Origin of the sequence: Bacillus cereus group sp. MYBK5-2 (assembly GCF_051915685.1) — a bacterium.
Classification (GTDB): domain Bacteria; phylum Bacillota; class Bacilli; order Bacillales; family Bacillaceae_G; genus Bacillus_A; species Bacillus_A cereus.
The window spans coordinates 896,392-919,689 of the sequence record NZ_JBQAFE010000001.1; the positions used below are offsets into that span (position 1 = coordinate 896,392).

A 23,298-nucleotide genomic window follows, 5' to 3' on the forward strand; every position below is an offset into this window, starting at 1 on the left:
GAAAATAATAAAAATTTGACTTATCATTATAAAAATGACTAAATTAGTATTTTAGTTTTTGAAACTCTTTTTCATGTATGTTAAAGTAAAGTGAGCTTGCAAAGAAAAGGAGACAACAGCATGAAAAAATTAAGTTTTGTTATGCTTTTTCTATTAGTCGTAATGGCTGGATGTAGCAATTATGACACATATATTGAAACAGGTATGCAATCATTGAAAGATGAAAAGTATAGTGATGCAACAATGTGGTTCGAAAAAGCAGAAAAAGAGAAATCAGGAAATGAAGCGAAATCATATAAAGAAGTTGCTGAGAAAATGGATCACGGAGCAACAGCATTAAAAGACGGTAAGTATTTAGAAGCGAAAGACATTGCAAATGAAGTGTTACAAATGAAAAAAGACGATGCACTTGAAAAAGCTGTAACATCAAATGCAGAGAATATGCTTCAAAAAGCAAAAGATGTGGAAGAGAAAGTAAATGAAAGAGTGGCAAAGCGTAGAAAGGTAGAAGAAGAAGGAATCGATAAAATTATTAAAGCTGTCGATAGTATAGATGAAGTGAAAGAAAAAGAGAAGAAAGTATCAGAAGCATTAGATAAGGCTGAAGAGGCGCAAGCAAAAATTGAGGCAAAGAAAAATAAATAGATTTATAGTTTAAAAGGCTGTCGTGCATAACGACAGCCTTTTAATCTTTTGTTGCAAATGAAGTGATGCTCTGTAGTAAAAAAGAAATGATTTTAGAATTCCATCTGTCCTCATGATGAATCGTATAAATATTACGCTGAAATTCAAATTCAGGGATTGGTATATAGCATAGCTCATTTCGTTGTATTTCTTGTTCGATAGCAAGTTTAGAAATCAAGGCAATTCCATTACCATATTTTAAAATTTGTTTCATCGTTTCTAATGAATCTAATTCAATTTCTGATTGGAATGTAATGTTATGCGCCAACGTCCATTGTGTAAGTAAATCTCTTGTTGTAGATGGGTTACGATGCAATAGTATGCGTTCCTTTTCTATATTTTGTAACGATACATTGTCTTTCTTTGAAAAATGATGTTCTTTGGAAAAGGCAAGAACAAGTGTATCGGGCATTATATTCGTTTGTTTTAAAAGTGGTTCATCAAATGGAGCAGCGGAAATTATCCCAAGATCGATTTCGTGATTTTGTAGCATCATTCGAATTTCAGGAGCTGTTTTAACTAGTAGCGTTATTTTTATATTGGGAAATTCACATTGAAATTGATGAACGACTGCTGGCAAAAGATAAGTCGCTGGTACATAACTAGCGCCGATTGTTATAGCACCTTTATGAAAATCTTTAAACTCTTGCGTGACACGTCTAGCTTCTTTCATAAGTGCATCTATTTTACAAGCATAATGGTGCAAAGCCTCACCAGCCTCTGTTAAGAAATACCTTCCAGAACGTAATTCGAATAAAGACACACCGAGTTCTTCTTCTAAGCTTTTTATATGAAAAGTAATAGTTGGTTGTTTAACGCCAAGTTTTTCTGCAACGATTGTAAGCTTTTTGTATTTCTTAATAAGTACTACAATTTCTAATTTTAAGAGATTCACTATGAATTGCCGCCTTTTTTATTTTAACTATAGAAAAAATCTATAGAAATAAATAGTTTATTAGAAGTTTTTTAATTTAATCTTTACAGTACATTAACATTCAGTATAAATCTTCCATATAGAATGAAAGCAGGTTAAGAATGAGGGGAGAGAGGTGAAGCAATGGATATTACAATTAGTGGATTAGAAAAGACATTTGGAAAAATACAGGCGTTAAAGCCATTGCAGATTGTAATGAAACAAGGGGAATTCACTACACTTTTAGGACCTTCGGGGTGTGGGAAAACGACTTTACTTAGAATGATAGCAGGGCTTGAAGAACCGGATAAGGGAGAAATATATTTTGGAGACCAGTGCATGTATTCTGCTGCCAAAAAGATAAAGACATCTCCTCATGAACGGAATATCGGTATGGTATTTCAAGATTTTGCTTTATGGCCGCACATGACTGTTTTTGAAAATGTTGCATTTGGTTTAAGAGCTACAAAGCAAACGAATCAATTGCGAGAAAAAGTAGAAGATGCGATAAAGCGAGTTCGCCTGCAAGGTATGGAGAAAAGGTATCCACACGAACTTTCTGGTGGACAGCAACAACGTGTCGCATTCGCTAGAGCAATTGTAACAAAACCTCATTTTATTTTGTTTGATGAACCGCTAAGTGCACTCGATGCAATTTTGCGAGAAGAAATGAGAATAGAGCTTATGGATATCGTTCATTCCATTGGTTTAACTGCACTGTATGTCACTCACGACCAAACAGAAGCAATGTCAATGTCAGACCAAATTATTGTCATGAAACAAGGAGAAGTATTACAAAAAGGAACACCGGAAGATATTTATGTGAAACCGTCTCATGAATTTGTTGCCAAATTTGTTGGTAAGGCGAATTGGCTTGTAGAGGGTAAAAAAATGGTTCGTCCAGAGCATGTGAGCTGGACGAAAAATGAAGTGTGCGAAATGTATACAGGTGAAATTCAGCACGTTACATATGTAGGAGAACGGTATGAAATAAAAGTAAACATGGGGGCACTCGGAATATGGACAGCTTATCACAATAGTAAATTAAGCATCGGTAAACCAGTATCGTTATATGTGCCAAAAAAATGTATTCATCATATAGGGGGAGAATCGTATGAAGAAATTCAGTTCGCTTAAGTCTTTATTTGTATGTACTTTATTATTTTCGGCTGTAGTAACAGGGTGTAGTTCAAAGACAGGCAATGCAGATGCAAAAAGTAAAAATACGACTGAAAAGAAAATTGTTGTATATAGTGCAGGGCCAAAAGGGTTAGCAGAAAAAATTCAAAAAGACTTTGAAAAGAAAACTGGTATAAAGGTGGAAATGTTTCAAGGGACAACTGGTAAAATTTTAGCGAGAATGGAAGCTGAAAAGAAAAATCCAGTCGTTGATGTAGTCGTACTTGCATCATTACCAGCGATGGAAGGATTAAAGAAAGAGGGTCAAACGTTAGCTTATAAAGAAGCGAAACAAGCTGATAAGCTGCGTTCTGAATGGTCAGATGATAAAGGACATTATTTCGGGTATAGTGCTTCAGCATTAGGGATTGTGTACAATACAAAAAATGTGAAGACAGCGCCTGAAGATTGGAGCGATATAACGAAAGGAGAATGGAAAGGGAAAGTGAATCTTCCAGATCCAGCACTTTCAGGTTCAGCTTTAGACTTTGTAACAGGATATGTGAAAAGGAATGGAAAGGATGGATGGAATTTATTTGAGCAGCTTAAGAAAAATGAAGTTACAGTAGCAGGAGCAAATCAGGAAGCGTTAGACCCAGTTGTAACAGGTGCGAAAGATATGGTAATTGCGGGTGTTGATTATATGACGTACAGTGCAAAAGCAAAGGGTGAACCGGTTGATATTGTTTATCCAAAAAGCGGAACAGTTATTAGCCCACGTGCAGCGGGGATTATGAAGGATAGTAAAAATGTAGAAGGCGCAAAAGAGTTTATTGATTATTTATTATCCGATGATGTACAAAAACAAGTTTCTAAAGCGTATTTATTGCCTGGTAGAACAGATATAAAAGCTGAAAATAGACCAAATGTAGAAGAGATTCCAGTATTAAATATTGATTGGAAAACAGTTGAGAAAGAGCAAGATGAAATAGGAAAACAATTTAAGAAAGTATTTCAATAAGATGGTGATTCCATGGTAAATCGATTCGTATCAGTAAGACAAGTTGGAATGACGGTAGCGTTATTGCTTGTGGCGATGTTAATCGTCATTCCCCTTTTTCTTATTTTGTTTTCTAGTATATATGAAAATAGTAGTTGGAACTTTTTAAAGCCTTTTGAAGTGATGCAGAGTGGTGGATTAGCTGGGATTTTTCTGAATTCGATGCTTCTAGGTGTACTCGTTGTAATAGGAGCTACAATATTTGCATTTCCATTGGCGTTTATTATGAGCAAAACAGATGTAGGAAAGTATAGTAAGTTAGATATTGTTTTTATGATTCCATTTATGACACCGCCGTATATTGGATCAATGGGCTGGATTTTGTTCATGCAACCTAACGGCTATTTTGAACAATTTTTTCCGATGCTAAAGACAGTTTCATCATCGTTTTTTAGTTTAGGAGGTATGGTCTTAATTATGAGTCTGCATTTATTCCCATTCCTTTATTTCATGCTGAAAAACACGTTACTTCAGATTGGGAGTAGTAAAGAAGAAGCTGCAGCAGTTCATGGCGGAAGTTTTTTCTATCGTTTAAGAAAAATAATATTGCCGTTATTAGTATCAAGTTATGTAATGGGTGCTTTACTCATTTTCGTAAAGACGATTGCTGAATTTGGAACACCGGCTACATTCGGACGTAGAATAGGATTCCACGTGTTAACATCAGAAATCCATAAATTTATTTCGAGTTGGCCAATTGATTTTAGTAGTGCAACAGCATTATCTTCTTTATTACTTAGTGCTTGTATGCTTATTTGGTATATGCAAAATGTATTGAATCGAAAGTATTCATATGCAATGGTTAGTGGAAAAGGTGTGAAATCTAAAAGATATACTTTGTCTATATTTACGCGCGTTGTAGCATGGATGTATGTAATTGGTTTATTAATAGTATCAATTGGAATTCCATACTTTTCTATACTGATTGCTTCTTTGTCAAAATTAAGAGGCGGCGGTTTACATGTAAATAACTTTACAACAAGCCATTATGAGGCATTGTTTACAATAGGATCTCCGGGATTAGAGGCTTTATGGAATAGTTTTCTTTTTTCACTCGTAACAGCGATTATCGCGGTAATGATTGGAGTCTTTGTGGCACTTATGATTCGAAAGGGGAAAAAAACCTCTGAAAAATGGCTTGATATGTGCGGTATGTTACCGAATATGGTACCAGGAATCGTTATGGTTGTAGGTCTTATTCTATTTTGGAATTCACCATATATGCCTATGTCAATTTACAATACACCAATCATGGTTATCGTAACGTATGTTGTTCTGTTTTTACCTTACACGGTGCAATATGTAAAATCATCACTCGGACAAATTGATGATTCTCTCATGCAGGCAGGAAGTGTTTTTTCTGGAAATTATATTTATATTTTTAGAAAAATAATATTGCCTCTTATTATCCCAGGCATTTTTGCTGGATGGGCGATGACATTTACAATTTCGATAAGAGAGTTAGTAGCATCGCTTCTCGTATTACCTCCATCAGTAGAAACGTCAGCAACGTTTATTTTTGCTCAATTTGAACAGGGTGAAGTATCTATAGGCATGGCGATGGCCGCTGTTTCTGTTGGACTTACAACAATGTGCTTATTACTGCTGCAACATATGGAGCAAAAAAGAAAAGGGGTAGCATGATGAGAGTAGAAGTATGGGGAGGAGCTGGAGAGTACGGTCGCTCCTGCTATTTTGTAAAAAATAAAGAGACGAAAATAGTATTTGATTGTGGTATTAATCGATCTTATGAGGATAGTTATCCAAAAATAGAGAGAGAAGCTGTTCCATTTTTAGATGCGGTATTTTTATCACATATTCATGAAGATCATACGATGGGTTTACCTTTATTAGCGAAGTATGGCTATAAGAAAAAAATTTGGACGACTCGTTATACGAAGGAGCAACTGCCGTTATATTATGAAAAATGGAGAAACTATAATGTGATGCAAGGGTGGGATTTACCTTATAGCGACCAACACATAAAAGATTTAAATTATGTATGTATTGATGAGATTAGCAATCCAAATGAATGGGTACAAATTACTCCTACATTGCGGTTTCAATGGGGATATAGTGGGCATGTATTGGGAGCTGTTTGGTTTTTAGTTGATATGTATAATACATACGTATTTTATTCAGGCGACTATTCAGCAGAGTCTAATATACTACGAGCTAATTTACCTGAGAAATTGGGCCACAATATAAAAGTCGCAATTGTGGATGCCGCTTATCACACAGATGATGTTTCGCAAAATGAACGTGTAAACGAACTATGTGCAGAAATTGAACGAGTTATGCAAAATAAAGGAATAGCATTATTACCGCTGCCACAACTTGGTAGGGCGCAAGATATAGTATTGTATTTATATGAACGATATAAAGAATTTCCTCTTATAGTAGATAAAGAAATTTTGGCTGGATTTGAAGAGATGTTCGCATATAAAGATTGGATAAAAAATAATAAAGAACTTAAATGGGTTATGAAGAGTCTAAAAAGAAACATAATAGTGATGGATAATGACATTAGTATGCAAAATAGTTACGGAATAGTTGTAATGAGTGATGCGAATATGCAAACGAAACGAGCACAGTTATACTATGAACAGCTTCGGAATGAAAAGCGGAATGCCGTTATTTTTACTGGGCATATTGCGAAAGGGAGTTTTGCAGAAAAAGTTATGAAAGAGCATGTAAGGAATACATGTAGGGTGAATCGAGTTTCGTATAAAGTTCACCAAAGTATAAGAGACGTTAAAAAGATGTTAAATACATTATTACCAGAACATACGGTGCTAGTGCACGCTCTTAAAGAGGATACGGATCGATTACAACAAAAGCTAAGTACAGCAGGATATGAAAATGTATATTCACTTGCAATGGAACGTATAGAAGTCATTTGAAATGTAAAGGGGATAGGTATATGAAAAAAGTATTTGTATTCGTAAGCATTTTCTTTTGTTGTTTCCTTTATAACGTTAAGGAAGGGTTTACTGCTAGTCCAATGAAACCTAGTTTTGAAGTGAAGTTATTATTAAAGCCAGAACAAGTATTAGGTTATAACAAAGAGATGAAGCAAGAGGTGCTAGAACATTTCCAGGCTGGTACAAAATATGAAAGAATACAAGTGCAATTTTTAGATACTGCGAATAAAAGTTTAAGTGATGAAGGTTGGTTTGCTAGAATTCGAAAGAAAGAATTTAGTAAAGATTTTGAACTAACATATAAAAAAAGATATCCTATTCAAAATGGTGTAATTCAAGATGCACTAGAAGTAGCTAAAAAAGAAGGATTCGATAGTAATACGGATAGTTATGAGGCGGAAATAGATTGGGGATTTGAGAAGAAAACATTAAGCATTTCAAATAAGAAAAGCTACAGTGCTAAAGGATATGGGATACTTGATTTACCAAATGAACAAGCTGCTCAAAACATGTTAATAGAAAAATTACCAGGGAAAATGAACAAATGGTTGTATACAAATTGGGGAGAAGAGATGTTAAAGAATTCCCGTATTTACGGTCCTGTATTAATGAAGCGATATACAGGAGAGTTTGAAAACATAAAAGCAAATATTGAAATTTGGCCATTAAGTAATACTGGGAAATTAGAAGATGACTTCGTAATAGAAGTGTCATTTAAAACAAATGAAGAAAGTATTGTGACAAAACAAAGGGAATTATTAATGGCGGGTTTAGAGAAAAAAGGCTGGTTGTTACCGAAAGATAGTTTAAAGACAGAGCTTATTTTTCAGTAAATGAGAAAAAAGGAATCCATATTTCGTGGATTCCTTTTTCTAATATATGAGTATTAAGCTAAATCAGCTGACACGAACATATCACTATTTTGAAGATTTTTAGAGCGTAAACTATAAGCAACTACCTTCTTTTTATATTGTTTTACAACATCAACATGCTCTTCATGACTGTAAATATAAAATGTGAAATCTTTTTTACCACGTTTTGCATGGATAATTAAAGGCGTGCCTTCATTATGGGGTGGTGCATAATAGCGATCTAAAAATAAACCTTCGTTAAAATCATGAATAATTTTTGATTTCTGTTCGCCTTCTACGTTATTTCCGTGAATTGTAATAGTCACATTCTCTTCTTCAAGTTTTGGATGTGTTTCGTACTTGCTAATAATGGATTCAATAACAGTGTTAGGAAGGCTAGAAACGATAATTTTAAATGCTCCAAATACAACTAACATTACAATAAACCAAGTCGTCATAGTAATCATCCCCTTTATTCTATTTAATAATATAACTCATATGGTAATAGTACATATGGTGAAGTTTTGTATAATTTGTGAAAAATATGCCATTTTTACGAACGAAATGTTAGAAAAATCAATTTTGTTACAAAAAGTTGAAATTGAAGTATTTTGAAAGAAAAAGGTTTATAATAAAAATATAACTAATAACCACATTACTAATTATAAGGAAGTGTAACTATGAGTACTGTAGCAATCGTATATGGTATTATTCTTTCCACAATTATTGTTTTGTTTTTCGTTGGGGTTTCACGTTATATTCATAAATGGAAAGAAGGCGTTGCGAAATTAAATCACATTGAAGAAGAACTTAGTGATTTAATGTTACATCATGGTAAGTAAAATTTTTCAACTAAACAATGTGAAGAATATCACAAAACATGCTTTCCTAATGAAGGCATGTTTTTTTGTTGTTTAAGAAAAGAAGTATTTTTGTATAAATAATCTAATTATTACTTAAAAAGGGAAATTTGTTTAGTATAATATATAATATGTTTATTTTAGGGGGATTATCATGAGGGGATTAAAAGTTGTTGGAATTATAGCTGGAATTACTATAGTAGGCTGTATAGCTTTCTTTTCAGTGAAGGAATATGTCAATTCCAAAGAAGACTCTAATTATGTGCTAAATTACATAAAAGAACATAAGGATGATAAAACAACTTCTTTAATTGTTAAAAGAAATGGTGAAACATTGACATCAATAAATGAAAAAGAAAAACTACCGCTAGCAAGTATGTCGAAAATCGTTATAGCAATTGAATATGCTAAGCAAGTAGCTGAAGGGAAAATAAGAAAAGACGAGCAAATTTCATTGAAAGAATTAGAAAAATACTATGTGAAAAATACTGATGGTGGTGCACACCCTGCATGGCTAGATGATGTAAAAGTTAAAGAGTTAGTGAAGGGTGGTCAAAATTCTTTAGAAGAAGTAGTGAAAGGAATGATCCATTATAGTTCGAATGCGAATACATCATATTTATTGGACAAGCTTGGAGCAGCGCGGATAAATGAAAGTTTGAAAGAGTTAGGCTTAAATAGTCACGATGAATTTTATCCAACGTATACAGGGGCATTATATATGAGGGGCTATGTTGAAAAAGAACTGCATATTCCTCAAAATAAAGCATTGGACAAGCTACGTAATATGTCTAATGATGAATATGTTAAGCATGTATGGCAAATACATGAATGGATGAAAGACGAGAAAGAATGGACAAAACGCGAGATATCGTTAAAAGTCGATATGGACTTTCAGCGTATTTGGTCAGATCGGTTTATAGGTGCAAATGCGAAGGATTACATGAGTTTACTGGAAAAGATAAATAGCAGAAATTATTTTACACCACAAATGCAAGGTGAGATTGAGAATATATTTAAAGGAACCGTAGGAGAGGGTATGTTCGAATTTGCTGGACAGAAAGGTGGTTCTACGGCATTTGTATTAACAAATAGTTTCTATGGTACTGATAAAAAAGGGAATAAGATTGAGATTGTCTTTATGATGAACAATTTGAGTGAAAAAGCATTTGAAAAACTTCTAAGTAATATGGATTACTTTATTCGAGATATTGTCATAAGTGAGGAATTCAGAAATAAATTATAATGAAATAATTTTATTATGTAAACAAAAGGCGCTTATGAAAAGCGCTCTTTTGTAATACAGGATTTTCCAATCTTATTATTGAATATAGATTGAAAATAAGAAAGGAGGTTGAAAAATGACAACAATATATTTTGTTCGCCATGCCCATTCTACATATACAAAAGAAGAACGGGAACGACCTTTATCTGAAAAAGGGCACTGTGATGCAGAGAATGTAACGCATTTATTAAAAGATAAACATATTGATGTTGTTATTTCTAGTCCGTACAAAAGAGCAATCCAAACTGTACAAGGAATTGCGAATACATATAAATTATCAATACAAACAGAAGAAGATTTGCGTGAAAGATTATTGAGCACAGAGCCGGTATCAAATTTTAATGATGCTATGCAGAATGTGTGGGAAGATTGGAGTTTTGCATACGAAGGCGGAGAATCGAATGATGTCGCACAAAGGCGTGCTGTAATATGTATGCAAAATATATTAAAACAATATGAAGGTAAGAAGATTGTAATAGGTACGCATGGAAATATTATGGTATTACTCATGAATTATTTTAATTCGAAATATGATCTTGAGTTTTGGAAAACACTTCATATGCCTGATGTGTATCAATTAAATTTTGATAAAAATCGTTTCATTTCTGCTGAAAGAATAGAGAAAACAGGTCATCGGTTAAATATTTTGTAAAAGTTTATCAAAAAAAGAGGAAAGAGAGAAGTTATTGTAGAAGTATGACTTTGTAACATAAAAAATATATGTTAAAGGAGGCTGTTTACATGTTTGAGAAAGAGAAAGAAGGGCTTATTGAAGTTCAAAACGTATATGAAATTGCACCAGAAGATGGAACAATTATTGGTATGGCAACGGAAGAAGAAATGGAAATTGCTGCTGAACTAGAGTTACAGTACTATGCCCATTCTCGTTTGTTAGAAGCAAATATTCAGTTAGACGGTTCCTCCTACAAAGAGTTACTTCAGGAGTTCCAGGAGTACGAAAGAAAATCAATGAGCTTTTGGCGAGCGATACATAAACGTTTAGCTGTGCCATGGGCGTGGGTACTACGTATTGATGTTGCGAATGGCCCTATATATGTAAGTAATGGGAGTTCATATTACGAAGAAATCGATGATGAAGAAGATTATGAATAGATAAGTAAGGAAGCAGCTTTAGTTGCTTCCTTTTTTGATTTGTAAGAAATGAATCGCTTCAATAATAACATCTGGTCGATCATTTTCTATACCGTGACTAGCATGTTCGGCAAGAATATATTGGCTGTTAGTTGAGAGGTGTAATTGTTCGTGAATTAGTTCTTGCCACATTGCTTCAAGTTGTGTTGCTTCCTCTTTTGGCATGCCACCATTAGTCAATTGAGTAATAGAATATTGAGGATCTCTACCGATAACGATTAATGGTATTTCTAATGTTTTACATAGCTCTTTTAGTGAGAGAGCACAGTTTTTCCACGCCGATAGTTCAGAAGCTGTCGCTTTATATAATGAAGGCGAGGTAGAGAATTCAATTTGCTGTTTTGATTGATCGGTGAGAATAGGTTTTAGTTCATTATAAAGTGTGTCTACATCCATTTTGGAATATATATTATATTTTTGAAACCAAACATCATCAGAATCAGTTTGATCAGAAATTGGTAAATGAAGTTCATCTAAACGGTGTAAGTTCATCGAAGTAGAATCAACTAAAATAAGTGCTTGCAGCTTATCTTCATGTAACATCGCAAAATGTTGTGCACATAATCCTCCATAGGAATGACCGATTAGAATAAATGGTTCTTGAATAGCTAGTTTGTTTAGTAACATATGTAGCTCTTTTGTAACTTGCCTTATTGTACGCGGCTGATTGCCTAAATCACTTTTTCCGTAACCTGGGCGATGGTATGAAACAACTGTAAAGTGCTCTGAAAGCTTTTCTATAATAGGAAACCAATCATAAAATGAGCAAGTCATTCCGGTTTGAATGACTACAGTTTGTTTACCATCTCCTTTTATATGTACTTCTATATTTTGCCCCATTATTTCTACAAATTTATGAATGTTAATTCCTCCTAAGCTTGAAATAATTTTTGACAAGCAAAAACGATACACCAAACACCTATACCAAGTAGGACAGATGTACTAAGTGTAAATGAATTTTTCAAACCAATATAGACGATAAATAATAGTAGTGCTGATGCGGGGAATCCATATAATACCCCTAAAGCAAATTGACTCAATTCTTGTTTATTTCCGCCTTCGAATGAAATCCAAAATAGACTAAGTAAACTCACGAGAGGAAGGGCAGCAATAAAGCCACCTATCGTACTGTAATGTTTAGCGACTTCAGTGATAACGCCGATAATAAGTGCCGAAACGATTATTTTAACGAGGAAATGCATATTTTGCCTCCTTCGCTAATAAGGAAAATGCTTTTTCAATTAATTGTTGTTCTTCTGTTGATAACTGTGATTCTAATATTTTTATCTTTTCTTTATCTAGTAAAGTATGTTTTTCTAATACTTCAATTCCTTCAATTGTTAATGTAAGGTTTACCACTCTTTCATCTTTTTTATTTCTCTCTTTAACGATGAAACCCTTTTGAATAAGGCGTTTTATGTGTTCAGACGCTGTGTTATGAGAAAGACTAAGCTCAGTAGCGACTTTTCCAATTGTTATATCTTTCTCACGAGAAACGATTTGTAAAATACGAATTGCTTGGTGGGAAAGGTTGTCCTCGTATTCGTATCGTAAGTGATAATAAATGCTCTCCCAATGTTGATTAATGTTGTTCATAATAATAAATCCCCTTTTTTATATCGTATAGTAAGATATATTCGTTGTTTTAGAAATAAAATCCTTTTATTTGGATAAAAAATGTTGAAAAAGTTTATTTTTATTGAAATATAAGGTAATCTATGTGTAAAGGTATACATTTAGCAAGAGAGAGGATGATAGCTGTGAATACATTCAAATGGATTAGTCATGAACAGATGTATGTAGATGAAATACATGTTGAAAAATGTGGTCCTCTTTCAGTCGGCGTATATGGGGGAAATCAAGAGAGTGATGCATATGAACGAGGAGATGCGGTGCTGGCTTGGTGGGATCCTGAATTACAATTTGAATTTGTTATGATTTTTGATACACATCACAAAACAAAAAATATAGATTATATAATAGAAGCGATTTCGGAAAGAAAAGAAAAACTAAAAGAGTTATTCTCATATCCAATACATTTAGCTTTCCATCATACACATATGTACTTATTAGCGTTATTTACAGATGAGTTATTTATTAAAAAGTGTGATCAAGATGATGAGGAACTCGCTTGCTTAATTTGTTTACGAAAAGGCGAATTTTTATATTGGTTATCAGTTGGTGATTGTTTCGCGTATTTATTCCATTCTGAGAAAACGAAAAATGGAAAAGGACGATTAAATAAACGGAAGAATTACGAATATATTGGCAGGAAAAATATTTTTGCAGCAAATACACCTTGCTTTACGTCAGGTGTAAGAGGATTAGAAAAAGGAATGAATCACATTGTAATGGCAACGGACGGTATTTTAGAGTGTGACAAACGAAGGTTTGATGATGATCAATCTTTAGTAGAAATATTGCACGACGGAAATAGCTTGCAGATTGAGCCCGTATTAACAAATGTACTGCAGTGGAAAGGTAGAGACTGTGCCACGATTATTGGATGGTCTATTGATACTGATAATAAACAATGTGCTAATTAATATAAAAGGAGTTCAAGGTTTTTATCCTTGAACTCCTTTTTGCTAAGCAATATGGATGTGATATGTTTTCAACCATTCATTTACTTGTAGCATATACTCCATGGCACTTCTTGCCTCAAAATTGTTAATCTCTTTATTACTTTGATCAGCAATTGAAAGTAAGACGGAATGGTTAATAAGTGAGAAAATAGGATTGTTTTTATTGTTACACATATCAAGTGTTAAATTACGGATTGTTTGTAAGTAGAGTGGATCTTGTGAAGTTGGATAAGCGCTTTTTCTTCTATTGCGTACATCGTCAGGTAAAGCTGGTTGTAGTGCTCTACGTAAAATGCCTTTTTCAATATTATCAATACTTTTTATGTTGAAAGGAACATTCCATAAATATTCAACTAATCTATAATCACAAAACGGTACACGAACTTCAAATCCAACAGCCATACTCATGCGATCTTTACGGTCAAGTAAGAAAGGAAGGAATCGTGTTAAAAATAAATAAAACATTTGACGTTGTTTCGCGGATTTTTTACTTTCGCCTTCAAGAGTAGGTACTTCAAGTATCGCCTCTTGGAATCGTGTATCAATATAGTCTTCTAGATTACATTGGTTACTTACTTCATTTAGTAGAAGAGGAGATGTATTTTTCCAATTTGTTAGCCAAGGAAACTTATCTACATATAGTAGTTCTTCTTGATGAAACCAAGGATATCCACCGAATACTTCATCAGCCGATTCGCCGGATAAAGCTACGGTCGCATCTTTTTTCATTTCGCAAAATAGTAAATATAGTGAAGTTTCCATTTCACCAGCACTCGGTAAATCTTTTGCATGAAGGGGAACGAATAATTGATTTGCTAATTCTTCAGCATTCACAATAATATCATGATGCGCTGTCCCGACATGTTCAGAAACGCGTTTTACCCAAGGTGCATCTAAACCAGTGCGAGCAAATGTCAGTTCGAAGTCTTTTGCGCTATTTACAAAGTCAACAGAATACGTATGAAGTGTTTTATTTTCAGCAGCAAATTCTTTACCCGCAAGTGCAGTAATACCGCTAGAGTCTAATCCGCCTGATAACATACAAACGAGAGGAACATCGGCAATTAATTGTCTTTTTACTGTATCTTGTAAAATAGATAAAATATGCGAAGATGTATCTTCTATAGAGTCTGTATGGAACTTACTTTCTAAATTCCAATACTTCGTAACTACTTTTTTATGACGTGTAAATGTTATAGAATGTCCAGCACGTACTTCTTGAATATTTTTAAAGACGCCACATCCTGGAGTGCGAAATAAGCCTAATCCAAATATTTCATTAATTCCATCCGCATCAATTTCAGCAGGGACAGATGGATGCGCTAATAATGCTTTAATTTCAGAGCCGAAAATAATACTGCCATTTCTTTCTGTAAAAAAGAGTGGTTTTACACCTAAATGATCTCGTGCTAAAAACAATTGTTGCTTCTGATCATCCCATAAGGCAAAAGCGAAAATTCCGTTTAAATGTCGTACGCAGTCTTCTTTCCATTCTAAATAAGCATGTAGTAATACTTCTGTATCTGAATGGGTTTCAAATGCATGCCCACATTTTTGAAGCTGCTCTCTAAGTTCACGGAAATTATAAATTTCTCCATTATAAGTAAGAGCATAAGTATAATCACCAGCACGAAATGTTTTTGGCTGCGTTCCTCCTTTAGGATCTATTACGATTAATCGGCGGTGTGCAAAAGCTGCGCGAGGTGAAAACCAAAATCCTTCAGCATCTGGACCACGATGCTGAATACTATTTGCCATCTTTTTTAAAATAACATGTTGATTTGAAAGGTCTTCCTTCCAATCTACCCAACCTGTAATTCCACACATACACATCTCATCTCCTAAATTAAAATAGTAGATTAACGAAATAAAATGTACATCAAGTTAAAAAATGACTATATAAATAGTGTACTACATGAATTAAATTACAGACTTGAGAAAATTTTCTTTGAACGCATAGTTATGTGAGACAATGGCTAAGGGAAAGTATTCCATTACATACAAAAAATAAAAAAGATGAGAGAAAAAATTTTTTGAGACGTTATATAGGATGTAAAAGCTTTTACAAAACAATAAGGGGAATCGCTACATGAAATCAAATGAGAAAAATTTTATAAAAAGATTACAGCGGCAAAAAGAAGACGCGTTAGAATTTGTTGTCGATACATACTTACCACTCATAAAGGGGATCACGCATAAAGTTCTACTCCCAATTCAAAATGATGGACTCATAGAGGAATGTATAAACGATATATTTCTTTCCATTTGGAATAACGCAAATAAATTTCATGGAGAGCCGAGTGATTTTAAAAAGTGGATTGCAGCGATTGCGAAGTTTAAAGCAATTGATTATTACCGGAAATCGACTAAAACAGTAGAAATCATTTCAGATGAGTTTCATATCAGTACAGAAAAATCAGCAGAAGACGAATTAATCGTTATGGAAGATAGGGAAGAATTATTGAAGCTCATTAATCAATTAGAACCGCTAGATCAAAAGGTGTTCATTATGAAATATTTACTTGGTATGAAGACAGAGGAAATAGGTGGCAAGTTAGGATTAACTCGGGCAGCAATTGATAATCGAGTGTACCGGGGGAAAAAGAAACTACAACAAAATGCTACGAATATTAGTTTTGGAGGTAGTGCAATATGAAAGACATTTATGAACTATTAAATGATATTGATATAGATGAAAAAGAACTAGAAGAAATTGAGGCTTCTGAAATTGAAAAGGAAAAAGTAAAACGAAATGTAAAACAATCGATACGTACGAAGAAAAAGATGAAAAGTTGGAAAAAAGGTGTCGCTGCTGCATCTATTTTAGTAGGATTATCAGTTGCAACTCTTGGTATCGGTTTTCCTACATATGCTGGAGGGTTGCCAATTGTAGGTGACATATTCCGATTTTTAGATAATGGTAGAACGGGGTTATATGAAAATTATAAAGAATTTTCGACTGAGTTGAATATGACGAGAGAGAGTAATGGAGTTAAGGTTACACTCAATGATGCTGTTTTTAACGGAAGAACTGTAACGATAACATATTCTATTGAAAGTGATAAGGATTTAGGAGAAAATCCAAATGTAATAGAATTTTTACAAATTGCCGGATTTAATGGTACGACTGGTAGTTCTAAAATTACAAAAGTGGATGACAAGAAATACGTAGGTATGAGTACAGCAACTGATGTTGATGGTATAAAAATGGATGCTGCAAATGTCAAGTGGGAGATAGATAAGATAGAAACAGTAGATGGAACACAATCAATTAAAGGGAACTGGAATTTTGCGCTTTCTTTAAATGCGATGGACAGTAAAGAAGTGAAACTTAAAGGAAGTTCTGAAAATAAATTAATAAAAGTAAATATAGACAAAATGGAAGTAACCTCGATGTCCTTTATCGTTTTTTATAATCAAGAAGAATCTAAGGCGTTAAGAAGTATATGGGATAGCGCTGATGTGGAATTAGAAATAAAAGATGATTTAGGAAATCAATATGCAGGTCAAGGCAATGGTGGAAGTAGTACAGTAGCAGAGCCACATAAAAGTAGTTGGAGTGCTACATTCCAAAAACTGAGCGAAAATGCAACGAAACTTATTATTACACCTCATGTTAATTTAAGAGTTCATACACCAGAAAACTTTGGTGGAGTGGAATTTATTAATGGAATCGAGAAGAAAATAGAAGTACCAAAAAAAGAAGCGAAGAGCAAAGATATTGTTCTAGATGATATCGTAATTGATTTAAAGAAATAAAAGAAAGACTGCCTAAAACGATTAGGCAGTCTTTTTTCGTTAAGAACTAGTGACGAGTAGTGCATGCGGATGCTGCGTTTTATATTCATCTTTCCACGGAATGTTTAGTTGTTCCCACGATTCGCCGCTATCATTGGATTGAAAGACGCCATTGTTATTTAACGTGTAAAACGTATGTGGTTCGGCTTCGTTTGTAGCAAACATCGAAATGACTGTACCGATTGCAGATGGTAGTCCTTGTTGTACTTGCTGGAACGGAGTATCTTTCGTTTTTCGATAAATATAAGATTCATAAGGGATACGATGATGAGCGAGATCAGCACTTGGCGCAGCAGAAACGAGAATCGTATCACAATCAGCTGGATCGATAGCCATGCTGTATAAATAATGATGTTCAAGTCCTGCACTACATGAGATCCAACTGTTTCCATTGTTATAACTCTCAAGATAAGCACGATCAGGTCCGCCCATAAATCCGTCACCACATGATGCATAAAGGCGATTTGGTGCTTTAGGGTGCATAAGTAATTGATGAGCATCGATAGGAGCACCGAATTTTTTATCAATCCATGTATGCCCTTTATCGTTACTTTGAATAACAGCACCAGCTTCGATTGAAACGTGTATTGTATTAGGGTTATTTGGGTCAACTGTAATCCAGCGTACGTGATGGGTAAAAGGTCTAGGCGGAAATGCCCACGTATAAGAAGATAATAATGATTTCATATTTTTAAGTTCAGTCCACGTTTCACCACCATTTTCAGAGCGAAATAAAGCGCTCGGTTCTGTGCCGACATAAACGACACCATATCCGTTAACTTGTTCATTTGAGCTTATTGTTATGGAAGTGATAGAGGAGTGCAAAATACCATCTTCTTTAGGGAAATCAAAGTAACGATAAGAATCTCCAATTGGTCTCCATGAATCCCCCCTATCGTCACTTAACCATAGACCTCGTCCAAATGTTCCGCAATATACACGATTCTTTTGAAATGGATCAACAGCGATACAGGTAGGTTGCATATTTTGTAAGTGATAAGTCGTTTCATAGTTATCATTGTGTTCTTTCACTACAACAAGTTCACGTTCCATACAGAGAAATAAACGTTTCATTTAAGTAACCTCCTTAAAAATTCTTTCATTAGTAAACAATATGAAAATAAAAAAGAAGTAGTCTTGTTTTATTTGAGAAAAAGGGATTGTTTAAAAAATAGCGAAGTGTGTATACAGAGGAAGCGGGCGTTTACAATCAGTCAATTCGGGATAAAGATGGGGAGTTTGTTTCATACTAACATACAGATATTGTACTTAAAGGAGTATAAGTATGGGACATTCGCATGATCATGGTCATTCAAAAAATAAAAAGGCGTTACTAATTGCCTTCCTACTAACAACAAGTTTTATGATTGCAGAAGTTGTTGGTGGATTTGTAACAAATAGCTTAGCACTACTATCTGACGCGGGGCATATGCTAAGTGATGCAGTATCTTTAGCTTTAAGTTTACTTGCGTTTAAACTCGGAGAAAAAACAGCAACAACTGCGAAAACATACGGGTATAAGCGAGTCGAAATGTTAGCAGCATTATGTAACGGTGTCGTTCTTATTGTCATTTCGGTATACATTTTTATTGAAGCAATCCGTCGTTTTAAAGAACCAGTTGAGATTGCTAGTAATGGGATGCTCATTATTGCAGTCCTTGGTCTGCTTATTAATATTTTATCAGCTTGGATATTAATGAGAGGCGGAGATGTAAAAGGTAATTTGAATTTAAGAAGTGCTTTCCTGCACGTACTAGGCGATCTATTGGGTTCCGTCGGAGCGATTATTGCTGCGTTACTTATTAAATTTTTCGGATGGACTGCTGCAGATGCGATTGCTAGTATTCTTGTGTCTATTTTAGTCATTATTAGTGGATGGCGTGTAACACGTGATACGGTTCATATATTAATGGAAGGTGCACCACAGCACATAAATGTTGAAGAGGTAAAAAGTACGTTATTAAATATTCCGATTGTCAAAGAAGTTCATGATTTGCACATATGGTCTGTCACATCAGATTTTCAAGTATTAACATGTCATCTTATTATTAAAGGGAATGAAACGCAAAGTGTATTAAAAGAGGCTACGTATGTATTAAAGGAGAAATTTCATGTAGAACATGTCACCATTCAAGTAGAAATAGATGGTGAATTTCATCACGATGAGACAACTTGCAAAGTATGAAAGAAAAAGGATAAGAAAAAGTGTCATAACATTTTTCGCACGGCATACATATATATAATGTGGCCACAAATACTTTGCAAGGTAAATATTTCATGAAATTACTTTACTTATAAAGAGTCATCTTTTATAATCAAAAGTGGTAATTGATAAAGATTATCATTTTCAATGATTGTAGAAAGGAGTTTTTTAAAAGATGAGTAGTCAACTCCGTTTTGCTGTTGAAAATCGTAAGAGGCATTTAATTGATGAGTTAATTGGGGCAGGTGTGTTTAAGATTCGCGACCGACAATTATACGAGCTGTCTTTAGAGGAATTGGAAAAAGAGTACGAAGATATGGAAGATTATGCAAATGTTCAGGCATAGCTATATAGATTAGTCAAAGGAGAGCTGGTTACGATTTTGTGTAACCAGCTCTCCTTTTATTTCGTAGAAATTATTTTTTGTATTTCTTTCATGGGACGGAGCCAGTTTTGGGTCATTATTTGTTCCATTTGTTTTTCGTCCTGCTTCTGTAATGCTTGAATGATAGAGTGATGTTCTTCAATAGATTGACTTGCTGGAACAAAGTTTTGGAAAAACAAATATTCAAGACGTAAAACGTGAAGTTGCATATTTTCTAAAAAGGGTTCAATATATTGGTTTTTAGCAATAGAAGAAATTGTATTGTGGAATTGTATATCTAATTCTAAAGCTTGTTTTGCGTTTTTTTTCTCTATAGAGTGCTGAAAATGATCATTTATTTCAGAAAGTAGTTGAATATCAGCGTCTGTAATGTTTTGAAGAGCTTGCTTTCCTATAATAGAGTGAAGACCAGCCATCGTTTCATAAATGATAGATACGTCGTCTAACTTAATAGGAGCAATTTTTGTTTTTTGCCCTGGTACCATTTCCACTAATCCAGAAAGCTCTAATATTTGAAGTGCTTCTCTTACAGGTGTTCTGCTTACTCCTAGTGCCTCAGCCAATTCCCCATCATTAATTTTTTCATTGGGCTTCAGTACACCTTCAATAATCCAATTTTGTAGTTGATTTAAAACGAGTGATTTTGCTGAAATTCTTCCTGGTTTTTTATAATTTTGAGGGACAGGCATAGTGAATTCAATCCTTTCATTGTATATTTTCCTTTTTTGCATGAACAAGCTTTAATTTTTGTTTCCCTTCATCCGGCTTTTGGCTTAAGATGAGCACCATTACAATGACACAAAAAGCGCCTAATAACTGAAAAGATTGAAATGGCACGTGCAATATAAGTACAGAAGAAATAATAGCTGCGAGTGGTTCTGTGCAACCAAATAATGTTGTTTCTTTCGGAGTCAGGTATCGTATGCTGTCTAAGTATAAATAAAAGGCAATAAGTGTCCCGAAAATGACGACAAATGTGATGAGCGGTAGGGTACTTAGTTTTACATATTTCATAGTTGATAATAAAATGAATTCGTTTGTAGAAATAAAGTGTACAATCGTTACACCAATACCCCCAATAATCATGCCCCATCCAACGATAACGGAGGAAGACCATTTTTCTAACAATTCCTTTGAATATAAACTATAAAAAGCGAGAGATAATCCAGATAAAATACCCCAAATAATAGCTGGTGTAGAAACAGCCAAGTTATGAACAGACCCGTTTGTTAGTAAGAGAAAAGTGCCTACTAATGAAAGGGTAATTGAAATGAAATCAATTTTTGATGGACGAACGTTCCATTTGAAAAGTAAGTATACAGTGATGAATATAGGAGCTAAATATTGTAATAATGTTGCCACGGCAGCATTTCCTTCTTTAATTGAAGCGAAATACGTATACTGTACAGCAAGCATACCGAATAGACCAAACAAAATCATTTTAATAGCATCAGATTTTTGTTTCCAAATGCCAAATATCTCTTTTTTTCTCGTTCCGAATGAGGAAATAATGAGCAAAATAATTCCAGATATAAGTAAACGGATCGTAACTAACCATTCGGTTGAAACATTGTCATATTGAAAAAGTTGTTGTGCAGCTGTACCAGACAAGCCCCATAAACAAGCACCGATTATGACCATTATAATTCCTTTTAATCGATTTGAATCCATATGATCTAAAATTCTCCTTTCTAAAAATACAAATTGAATACAATATGCAATATATCACAGAATGACTCATCAATAAACTGAAATTTCTAATTTGTTTTTTATGTATAGTAAAATATTGTAGAGGAGGGGGAGTATATGTTAGCTGGATTTTTAGTTTGTTTATTTGTTGGGTTACTTATCATTTTTTTAGGGTATCAAATACATGTGAAAAAGAGGTTGTTTTTGTTAGCAGGATATCAAGAAGAAACGTTTGTTGGAGATAAAAATAAATTAGCGAAGCTTTCAGGAGCATTTTCTTATATAGTTGGAGTTGCTACTATAATATTACCGCTTGGCTTAGAAAAAATAGGGGGGGTAGTTGGTATCGTATATGCTATATTAATTGTTTTAGGTACAATTGTATTTATAATTAAAGCAAACCTATTAAACAAGAGTGCTATAAAGTAAAAAGGCTTCATTCTACTGAAGCCTTTTATTAATTATTATGAAGTATAAGTAAAAGCCGGGATAGGATCAATAAATGTATTCCAGTTTTGTTTCATTTCTTTCTCTGTTAATAGACAACTATCTAATGATTGTTCAATTAAAGAACGGTTCATATCAATTCCGATAAATACGAGTTCGGTTATTCGATCTCCATATTGTTTATCCCAGTTTTTCAATACTTCTGGTTCTTCTGTAATCATTTGATTTCTTTCAGTTTCAGGTAATGCCGCTATCCACTCACCGGCTCCTTGAATTGTAATAGAGGAACCTGCTTGAGATAGAAGCCCTATCATATTATTACGAGATGCCAGCCAGAAGAATCCTTTCGCTCTTACAACATCTAAAGGCCATTTTTCTAGCCAATTCATAAGGCGCTTGGGATGGAAAGGATATTTGCGGCGGTAAACAAAGGAATTGATACCGTATTCTTCCGTTTCCGGTGTATGATGGTCACTATTTAATTCTTGTATCCAGCCGGCCGATTGACTGGCTTCTTCATAATTAAATAGATTTGTGTTTAAAATTTCTTGTAATGGTACTTTGCTAAACGAAGATTCAAGAACTTTTGCATTAGGATTTAATTTTTTTAGTAAATGATGAAGCTCTATCACATCTTCTTTTTCTAGCAAATCTATCTTATTAAGAATAATTACGTTTGCAAACTCAATTTGATCTATTAATAAATCAATAACTTCCCGGGTATCATTCTCATCGATTGCTTGTTTTCGGTCTAATAAACTTTCTCCATCTGCAAAATCATCCCAAAATCTATTTGCATCTACAACTGTAACCATCGTATCGAGACGACAATTTTTCGTTAAATCAATGTTAAGAACTTCGTCTGTATAAGTAAACGTTTGAGCAACTGGAATAGGCTCACTTATACCAGAAGATTCAATAATAATATAGTCAATATCACCATTTTCCACAAGACGATTCACTTCTATCATTAAATCTTCTCGTAGTGTACAACAAATACAGCCATTTTGAATTTCTACTAGTTTTTCCTCCGTACGTGAAAAACCACCCTTTTTTATAAGAGATGCATCAATGTTTACTTCGCTCATATCATTAACGATAACAGCTACTTTTAAGTTATTCTTATTAGTCAAAATGTGATGTAGTAAGGTAGTTTTTCCAGATCCTAAAAAACCACTTAATACAGTGATAGGTACTTTTTTCATGAAATGATCTCTCCTTTAAATCGTAATAATTACGTTTTATGTTAAACGATGGGAAAAGAAAAATCAATAATAAATCATAATGATTACGATTTAAGAATAGAAATAGACTATAAAATTTGTGCTGTAGTATGAAGCATT

General features: G+C 34.0%; 27 protein-coding genes. 17 read left to right on the plus strand and 10 right to left on the minus strand.

From position 1 onward, the window contains the following. The first annotated feature begins 120 nt into the window (after positions 1 to 120). On the plus strand, positions 121 to 645 hold the full coding sequence (locus ACTFP3_RS04895; protein ID WP_044796742.1) for a DUF4398 domain-containing protein: 525 nt from the start codon (positions 121 to 123) through the stop codon (positions 643 to 645). Positions 646 to 685: 40 nt separating this feature from the next. Here the strand turns inward: ACTFP3_RS04895 and ACTFP3_RS04900 are convergent, their stop codons facing one another. Further along, a complete protein-coding gene (locus ACTFP3_RS04900) occupies positions 686 to 1,579 on the minus strand; it encodes a LysR substrate-binding domain-containing protein (protein ID WP_440009461.1) in 894 nt (297 codons plus the stop codon). A gap of 162 nt (positions 1,580 to 1,741) precedes the next feature. Here ACTFP3_RS04900 and ACTFP3_RS04905 point away from each other — a divergent pair, with 162 nt between their 5' ends. The 5 genes from ACTFP3_RS04905 to ACTFP3_RS04925 are packed head-to-tail and all read left to right on the plus strand — an operon-like array spanning position 1,742 to position 7,533. Continuing rightward, positions 1,742 to 2,734 (plus strand): ABC transporter ATP-binding protein, encoded by a 993-nt coding sequence (locus tag ACTFP3_RS04905; protein WP_065483044.1) that lies wholly within the window; start codon positions 1,742 to 1,744, stop codon positions 2,732 to 2,734. Further along, entirely contained in the window at positions 2,712 to 3,737 is a 1,026-nt protein-coding gene (locus ACTFP3_RS04910; RefSeq protein WP_065483046.1) for an ABC transporter substrate-binding protein, read from the plus strand. The genes ACTFP3_RS04905 and ACTFP3_RS04910 overlap by 23 nt, the downstream gene beginning before the upstream one ends. A gap of 12 nt (positions 3,738 to 3,749) precedes the next feature. Next, the gene (locus tag ACTFP3_RS04915; RefSeq protein ID WP_440009465.1) at positions 3,750 to 5,420 is read left to right on the plus strand and encodes an ABC transporter permease; all 1,671 of its coding nucleotides are present in this window, start codon (positions 3,750 to 3,752) and stop codon (positions 5,418 to 5,420) included. Further along, the gene (locus tag ACTFP3_RS04920; protein WP_145959676.1) at positions 5,417 to 6,679 is read left to right on the plus strand and encodes an MBL fold metallo-hydrolase; all 1,263 of its coding nucleotides are present in this window, start codon (positions 5,417 to 5,419) and stop codon (positions 6,677 to 6,679) included. Before ACTFP3_RS04915 ends, ACTFP3_RS04920 begins: the two co-directional genes overlap by 4 nt. 20 nt (positions 6,680 to 6,699) lie before the next feature. Continuing rightward, positions 6,700 to 7,533, plus strand: coding sequence for a hypothetical protein (locus ACTFP3_RS04925; RefSeq protein ID WP_440009469.1), 834 nt, complete (start codon positions 6,700 to 6,702; stop codon positions 7,531 to 7,533). Between the two features lie 53 nt (positions 7,534 to 7,586). Here the strand turns inward: ACTFP3_RS04925 and ACTFP3_RS04930 are convergent, their stop codons facing one another. Beyond that, positions 7,587 to 8,009: a YfmQ family protein gene (locus tag ACTFP3_RS04930; protein WP_000214586.1), complete on the minus strand. Its 423-nt coding sequence runs from the start codon at positions 8,007 to 8,009 to the stop codon at positions 7,587 to 7,589. Between the two features lie 40 nt (positions 8,010 to 8,049). On the opposite strand from ACTFP3_RS04930, the gene ACTFP3_RS04935 reads away from it, so the two are divergent. The 5 genes from ACTFP3_RS04935 (at position 8,050) to ACTFP3_RS04955 (ending at position 10,809) form a co-directional block, all read left to right on the plus strand. Beyond that, the gene (locus tag ACTFP3_RS04935; protein WP_001987133.1) at positions 8,050 to 8,166 is read left to right on the plus strand and encodes a hypothetical protein; all 117 of its coding nucleotides are present in this window, start codon (positions 8,050 to 8,052) and stop codon (positions 8,164 to 8,166) included. Positions 8,167 to 8,231: 65 nt separating this feature from the next. Further along, complete coding sequence (locus ACTFP3_RS04940; protein ID WP_000108701.1) at positions 8,232 to 8,393, plus strand: hypothetical protein; 162 nt, start codon at positions 8,232 to 8,234, stop codon at positions 8,391 to 8,393. A 172-nt stretch (positions 8,394 to 8,565) separates the two neighbouring features. Beyond that, positions 8,566 to 9,657, plus strand: a complete 1,092-nt coding sequence (locus tag ACTFP3_RS04945; RefSeq protein ID WP_440009472.1) for a serine hydrolase — start codon at positions 8,566 to 8,568, stop codon at positions 9,655 to 9,657. Between the two features lie 115 nt (positions 9,658 to 9,772). Continuing rightward, positions 9,773 to 10,348: a histidine phosphatase family protein gene (locus ACTFP3_RS04950; RefSeq protein WP_106822501.1), complete on the plus strand. Its 576-nt coding sequence runs from the start codon at positions 9,773 to 9,775 to the stop codon at positions 10,346 to 10,348. 89 nt (positions 10,349 to 10,437) lie between these two features. Further along, positions 10,438 to 10,809, plus strand: coding sequence for a hypothetical protein (locus ACTFP3_RS04955; protein WP_000461779.1), 372 nt, complete (start codon positions 10,438 to 10,440; stop codon positions 10,807 to 10,809). Between the two features lie 18 nt (positions 10,810 to 10,827). Here the strand turns inward: ACTFP3_RS04955 and ACTFP3_RS04960 are convergent, their stop codons facing one another. From ACTFP3_RS04960 to ACTFP3_RS04970, 3 genes are read right to left on the minus strand one after another with little or no spacing between them, the layout of a single operon-like run. Then, entirely contained in the window at positions 10,828 to 11,760 is a 933-nt protein-coding gene (locus tag ACTFP3_RS04960; RefSeq protein WP_320480942.1) for an alpha/beta fold hydrolase, read from the minus strand. After that, the gene (locus ACTFP3_RS04965) at positions 11,721 to 12,050 is read right to left on the minus strand and encodes a DUF3147 family protein (RefSeq protein ID WP_000545608.1); all 330 of its coding nucleotides are present in this window, start codon (positions 12,048 to 12,050) and stop codon (positions 11,721 to 11,723) included. Before ACTFP3_RS04965 ends, ACTFP3_RS04960 begins: the two co-directional genes overlap by 40 nt. After that, entirely contained in the window at positions 12,034 to 12,444 is a 411-nt protein-coding gene (locus tag ACTFP3_RS04970) for a MarR family winged helix-turn-helix transcriptional regulator (RefSeq protein ID WP_048656963.1), read from the minus strand. Before ACTFP3_RS04970 ends, ACTFP3_RS04965 begins: the two co-directional genes overlap by 17 nt. 122 nt (positions 12,445 to 12,566) lie before the next feature. Here ACTFP3_RS04970 and ACTFP3_RS04975 point away from each other — a divergent pair, with 122 nt between their 5' ends. Beyond that, the gene (locus ACTFP3_RS04975) at positions 12,567 to 13,394 is read left to right on the plus strand and encodes a protein phosphatase 2C domain-containing protein (RefSeq protein WP_002040904.1); all 828 of its coding nucleotides are present in this window, start codon (positions 12,567 to 12,569) and stop codon (positions 13,392 to 13,394) included. Between the two features lie 42 nt (positions 13,395 to 13,436). Here the strand turns inward: ACTFP3_RS04975 and asnB are convergent, their stop codons facing one another. Beyond that, positions 13,437 to 15,260, minus strand: coding sequence for an asparagine synthase (glutamine-hydrolyzing) (gene asnB / locus ACTFP3_RS04980; protein WP_000333945.1), 1,824 nt, complete (start codon positions 15,258 to 15,260; stop codon positions 13,437 to 13,439). Positions 15,261 to 15,522: 262 nt separating this feature from the next. On the opposite strand from asnB, the gene ACTFP3_RS04985 reads away from it, so the two are divergent. After that, positions 15,523 to 16,089 carry a sigma-70 family RNA polymerase sigma factor gene (locus ACTFP3_RS04985; protein WP_046392557.1) on the plus strand — a complete coding sequence of 189 codons (567 nt, stop codon included), beginning with the start codon at positions 15,523 to 15,525 and terminating at the stop codon, positions 16,087 to 16,089. Then, on the plus strand, positions 16,086 to 17,192 hold the full coding sequence (locus ACTFP3_RS04990) for a DUF4179 domain-containing protein (RefSeq protein WP_440009477.1): 1,107 nt from the start codon (positions 16,086 to 16,088) through the stop codon (positions 17,190 to 17,192). Before ACTFP3_RS04985 ends, ACTFP3_RS04990 begins: the two co-directional genes overlap by 4 nt. A 39-nt stretch (positions 17,193 to 17,231) precedes the next feature. Here the strand turns inward: ACTFP3_RS04990 and ACTFP3_RS04995 are convergent, their stop codons facing one another. Then, positions 17,232 to 18,305, minus strand: a complete 1,074-nt coding sequence (locus ACTFP3_RS04995) for a WD40/YVTN/BNR-like repeat-containing protein (RefSeq protein WP_440009480.1) — start codon at positions 18,303 to 18,305, stop codon at positions 17,232 to 17,234. 211 nt (positions 18,306 to 18,516) lie between these two features. Between ACTFP3_RS04995 and ACTFP3_RS05000 the strand changes: the two genes are divergently transcribed. Beyond that, positions 18,517 to 19,416: a cation diffusion facilitator family transporter gene (locus ACTFP3_RS05000; RefSeq protein WP_000510034.1), complete on the plus strand. Its 900-nt coding sequence runs from the start codon at positions 18,517 to 18,519 to the stop codon at positions 19,414 to 19,416. Between the two features lie 193 nt (positions 19,417 to 19,609). Continuing rightward, complete coding sequence (gene fbpA, locus ACTFP3_RS05005; RefSeq protein WP_000098303.1) at positions 19,610 to 19,780, plus strand: Fur-regulated basic protein FbpA; 171 nt, start codon at positions 19,610 to 19,612, stop codon at positions 19,778 to 19,780. Positions 19,781 to 19,836: 56 nt separating this feature from the next. Here the strand turns inward: fbpA and ACTFP3_RS05010 are convergent, their stop codons facing one another. Then, positions 19,837 to 20,508 (minus strand): GntR family transcriptional regulator, encoded by a 672-nt coding sequence (locus ACTFP3_RS05010; RefSeq protein WP_002023787.1) that lies wholly within the window; start codon positions 20,506 to 20,508, stop codon positions 19,837 to 19,839. Positions 20,509 to 20,524: 16 nt separating this feature from the next. Further along, positions 20,525 to 21,490: a DMT family transporter gene (locus tag ACTFP3_RS05015; protein WP_000378080.1), complete on the minus strand. Its 966-nt coding sequence runs from the start codon at positions 21,488 to 21,490 to the stop codon at positions 20,525 to 20,527. Between the two features lie 135 nt (positions 21,491 to 21,625). On the opposite strand from ACTFP3_RS05015, the gene ACTFP3_RS05020 reads away from it, so the two are divergent. Continuing rightward, positions 21,626 to 21,937 carry a DUF3784 domain-containing protein gene (locus ACTFP3_RS05020; protein WP_006923259.1) on the plus strand — a complete coding sequence of 104 codons (312 nt, stop codon included), beginning with the start codon at positions 21,626 to 21,628 and terminating at the stop codon, positions 21,935 to 21,937. Between the two features lie 35 nt (positions 21,938 to 21,972). Here ACTFP3_RS05020 and ACTFP3_RS05025 read toward each other — a convergent pair whose 3' ends face one another. Then, a complete protein-coding gene (locus tag ACTFP3_RS05025; RefSeq protein ID WP_006923257.1) occupies positions 21,973 to 23,160 on the minus strand; it encodes a GTP-binding protein in 1,188 nt (395 codons plus the stop codon). Positions 23,161 to 23,298 lie beyond the last annotated feature (138 nt).

Bases quoted from the DNA above. Each gene is read 5' to 3' on its own strand.
- ACTFP3_RS05000 (WP_000510034.1), top strand. From the start codon at position 18,517: ATGGGACATTCGCATGATCATGGTCATTCAAAAAATAAAAAGGCGTTA.
- ACTFP3_RS04970 (WP_048656963.1), bottom strand. From the start codon at position 12,444: ATGAACAACATTAATCAACATTGGGAGAGCATTTATTATCACTTACGA.
- ACTFP3_RS04905 (WP_065483044.1), top strand. From the start codon at position 1,742: ATGGATATTACAATTAGTGGATTAGAAAAGACATTTGGAAAAATACAG.
- ACTFP3_RS04995 (WP_440009480.1), bottom strand. From the start codon at position 18,305: ATGAAACGTTTATTTCTCTGTATGGAACGTGAACTTGTTGTAGTGAAA.
- ACTFP3_RS05025 (WP_006923257.1), bottom strand. From the start codon at position 23,160: ATGAAAAAAGTACCTATCACTGTATTAAGTGGTTTTTTAGGATCTGGA.
- ACTFP3_RS05015 (WP_000378080.1), bottom strand. From the start codon at position 21,490: ATGGATTCAAATCGATTAAAAGGAATTATAATGGTCATAATCGGTGCT.
- ACTFP3_RS04940 (WP_000108701.1), top strand. From the start codon at position 8,232: ATGAGTACTGTAGCAATCGTATATGGTATTATTCTTTCCACAATTATT.
- ACTFP3_RS04895 (WP_044796742.1), top strand. From the start codon at position 121: ATGAAAAAATTAAGTTTTGTTATGCTTTTTCTATTAGTCGTAATGGCT.
- ACTFP3_RS04945 (WP_440009472.1), top strand. From the start codon at position 8,566: ATGAGGGGATTAAAAGTTGTTGGAATTATAGCTGGAATTACTATAGTA.
- ACTFP3_RS05020 (WP_006923259.1), top strand. From the start codon at position 21,626: ATGTTAGCTGGATTTTTAGTTTGTTTATTTGTTGGGTTACTTATCATT.
- ACTFP3_RS04920 (WP_145959676.1), top strand. From the start codon at position 5,417: ATGATGAGAGTAGAAGTATGGGGAGGAGCTGGAGAGTACGGTCGCTCC.
- ACTFP3_RS04935 (WP_001987133.1), top strand. From the start codon at position 8,050: ATGGTAATAGTACATATGGTGAAGTTTTGTATAATTTGTGAAAAATAT.
- ACTFP3_RS04985 (WP_046392557.1), top strand. From the start codon at position 15,523: ATGAAATCAAATGAGAAAAATTTTATAAAAAGATTACAGCGGCAAAAA.
- ACTFP3_RS04930 (WP_000214586.1), bottom strand. From the start codon at position 8,009: ATGACGACTTGGTTTATTGTAATGTTAGTTGTATTTGGAGCATTTAAA.
- ACTFP3_RS04950 (WP_106822501.1), top strand. From the start codon at position 9,773: ATGACAACAATATATTTTGTTCGCCATGCCCATTCTACATATACAAAA.
- fbpA (WP_000098303.1), top strand. From the start codon at position 19,610: ATGAGTAGTCAACTCCGTTTTGCTGTTGAAAATCGTAAGAGGCATTTA.
- ACTFP3_RS04925 (WP_440009469.1), top strand. From the start codon at position 6,700: ATGAAAAAAGTATTTGTATTCGTAAGCATTTTCTTTTGTTGTTTCCTT.
- ACTFP3_RS05010 (WP_002023787.1), bottom strand. From the start codon at position 20,508: ATGCCTGTCCCTCAAAATTATAAAAAACCAGGAAGAATTTCAGCAAAA.
- ACTFP3_RS04955 (WP_000461779.1), top strand. From the start codon at position 10,438: ATGTTTGAGAAAGAGAAAGAAGGGCTTATTGAAGTTCAAAACGTATAT.
- ACTFP3_RS04910 (WP_065483046.1), top strand. From the start codon at position 2,712: ATGAAGAAATTCAGTTCGCTTAAGTCTTTATTTGTATGTACTTTATTA.
- ACTFP3_RS04965 (WP_000545608.1), bottom strand. From the start codon at position 12,050: ATGCATTTCCTCGTTAAAATAATCGTTTCGGCACTTATTATCGGCGTT.
- ACTFP3_RS04975 (WP_002040904.1), top strand. From the start codon at position 12,567: ATGTGTAAAGGTATACATTTAGCAAGAGAGAGGATGATAGCTGTGAAT.
- ACTFP3_RS04915 (WP_440009465.1), top strand. From the start codon at position 3,750: ATGGTAAATCGATTCGTATCAGTAAGACAAGTTGGAATGACGGTAGCG.
- ACTFP3_RS04990 (WP_440009477.1), top strand. From the start codon at position 16,086: ATGAAAGACATTTATGAACTATTAAATGATATTGATATAGATGAAAAA.
- asnB (WP_000333945.1), bottom strand. From the start codon at position 15,260: ATGTGTGGAATTACAGGTTGGGTAGATTGGAAGGAAGACCTTTCAAAT.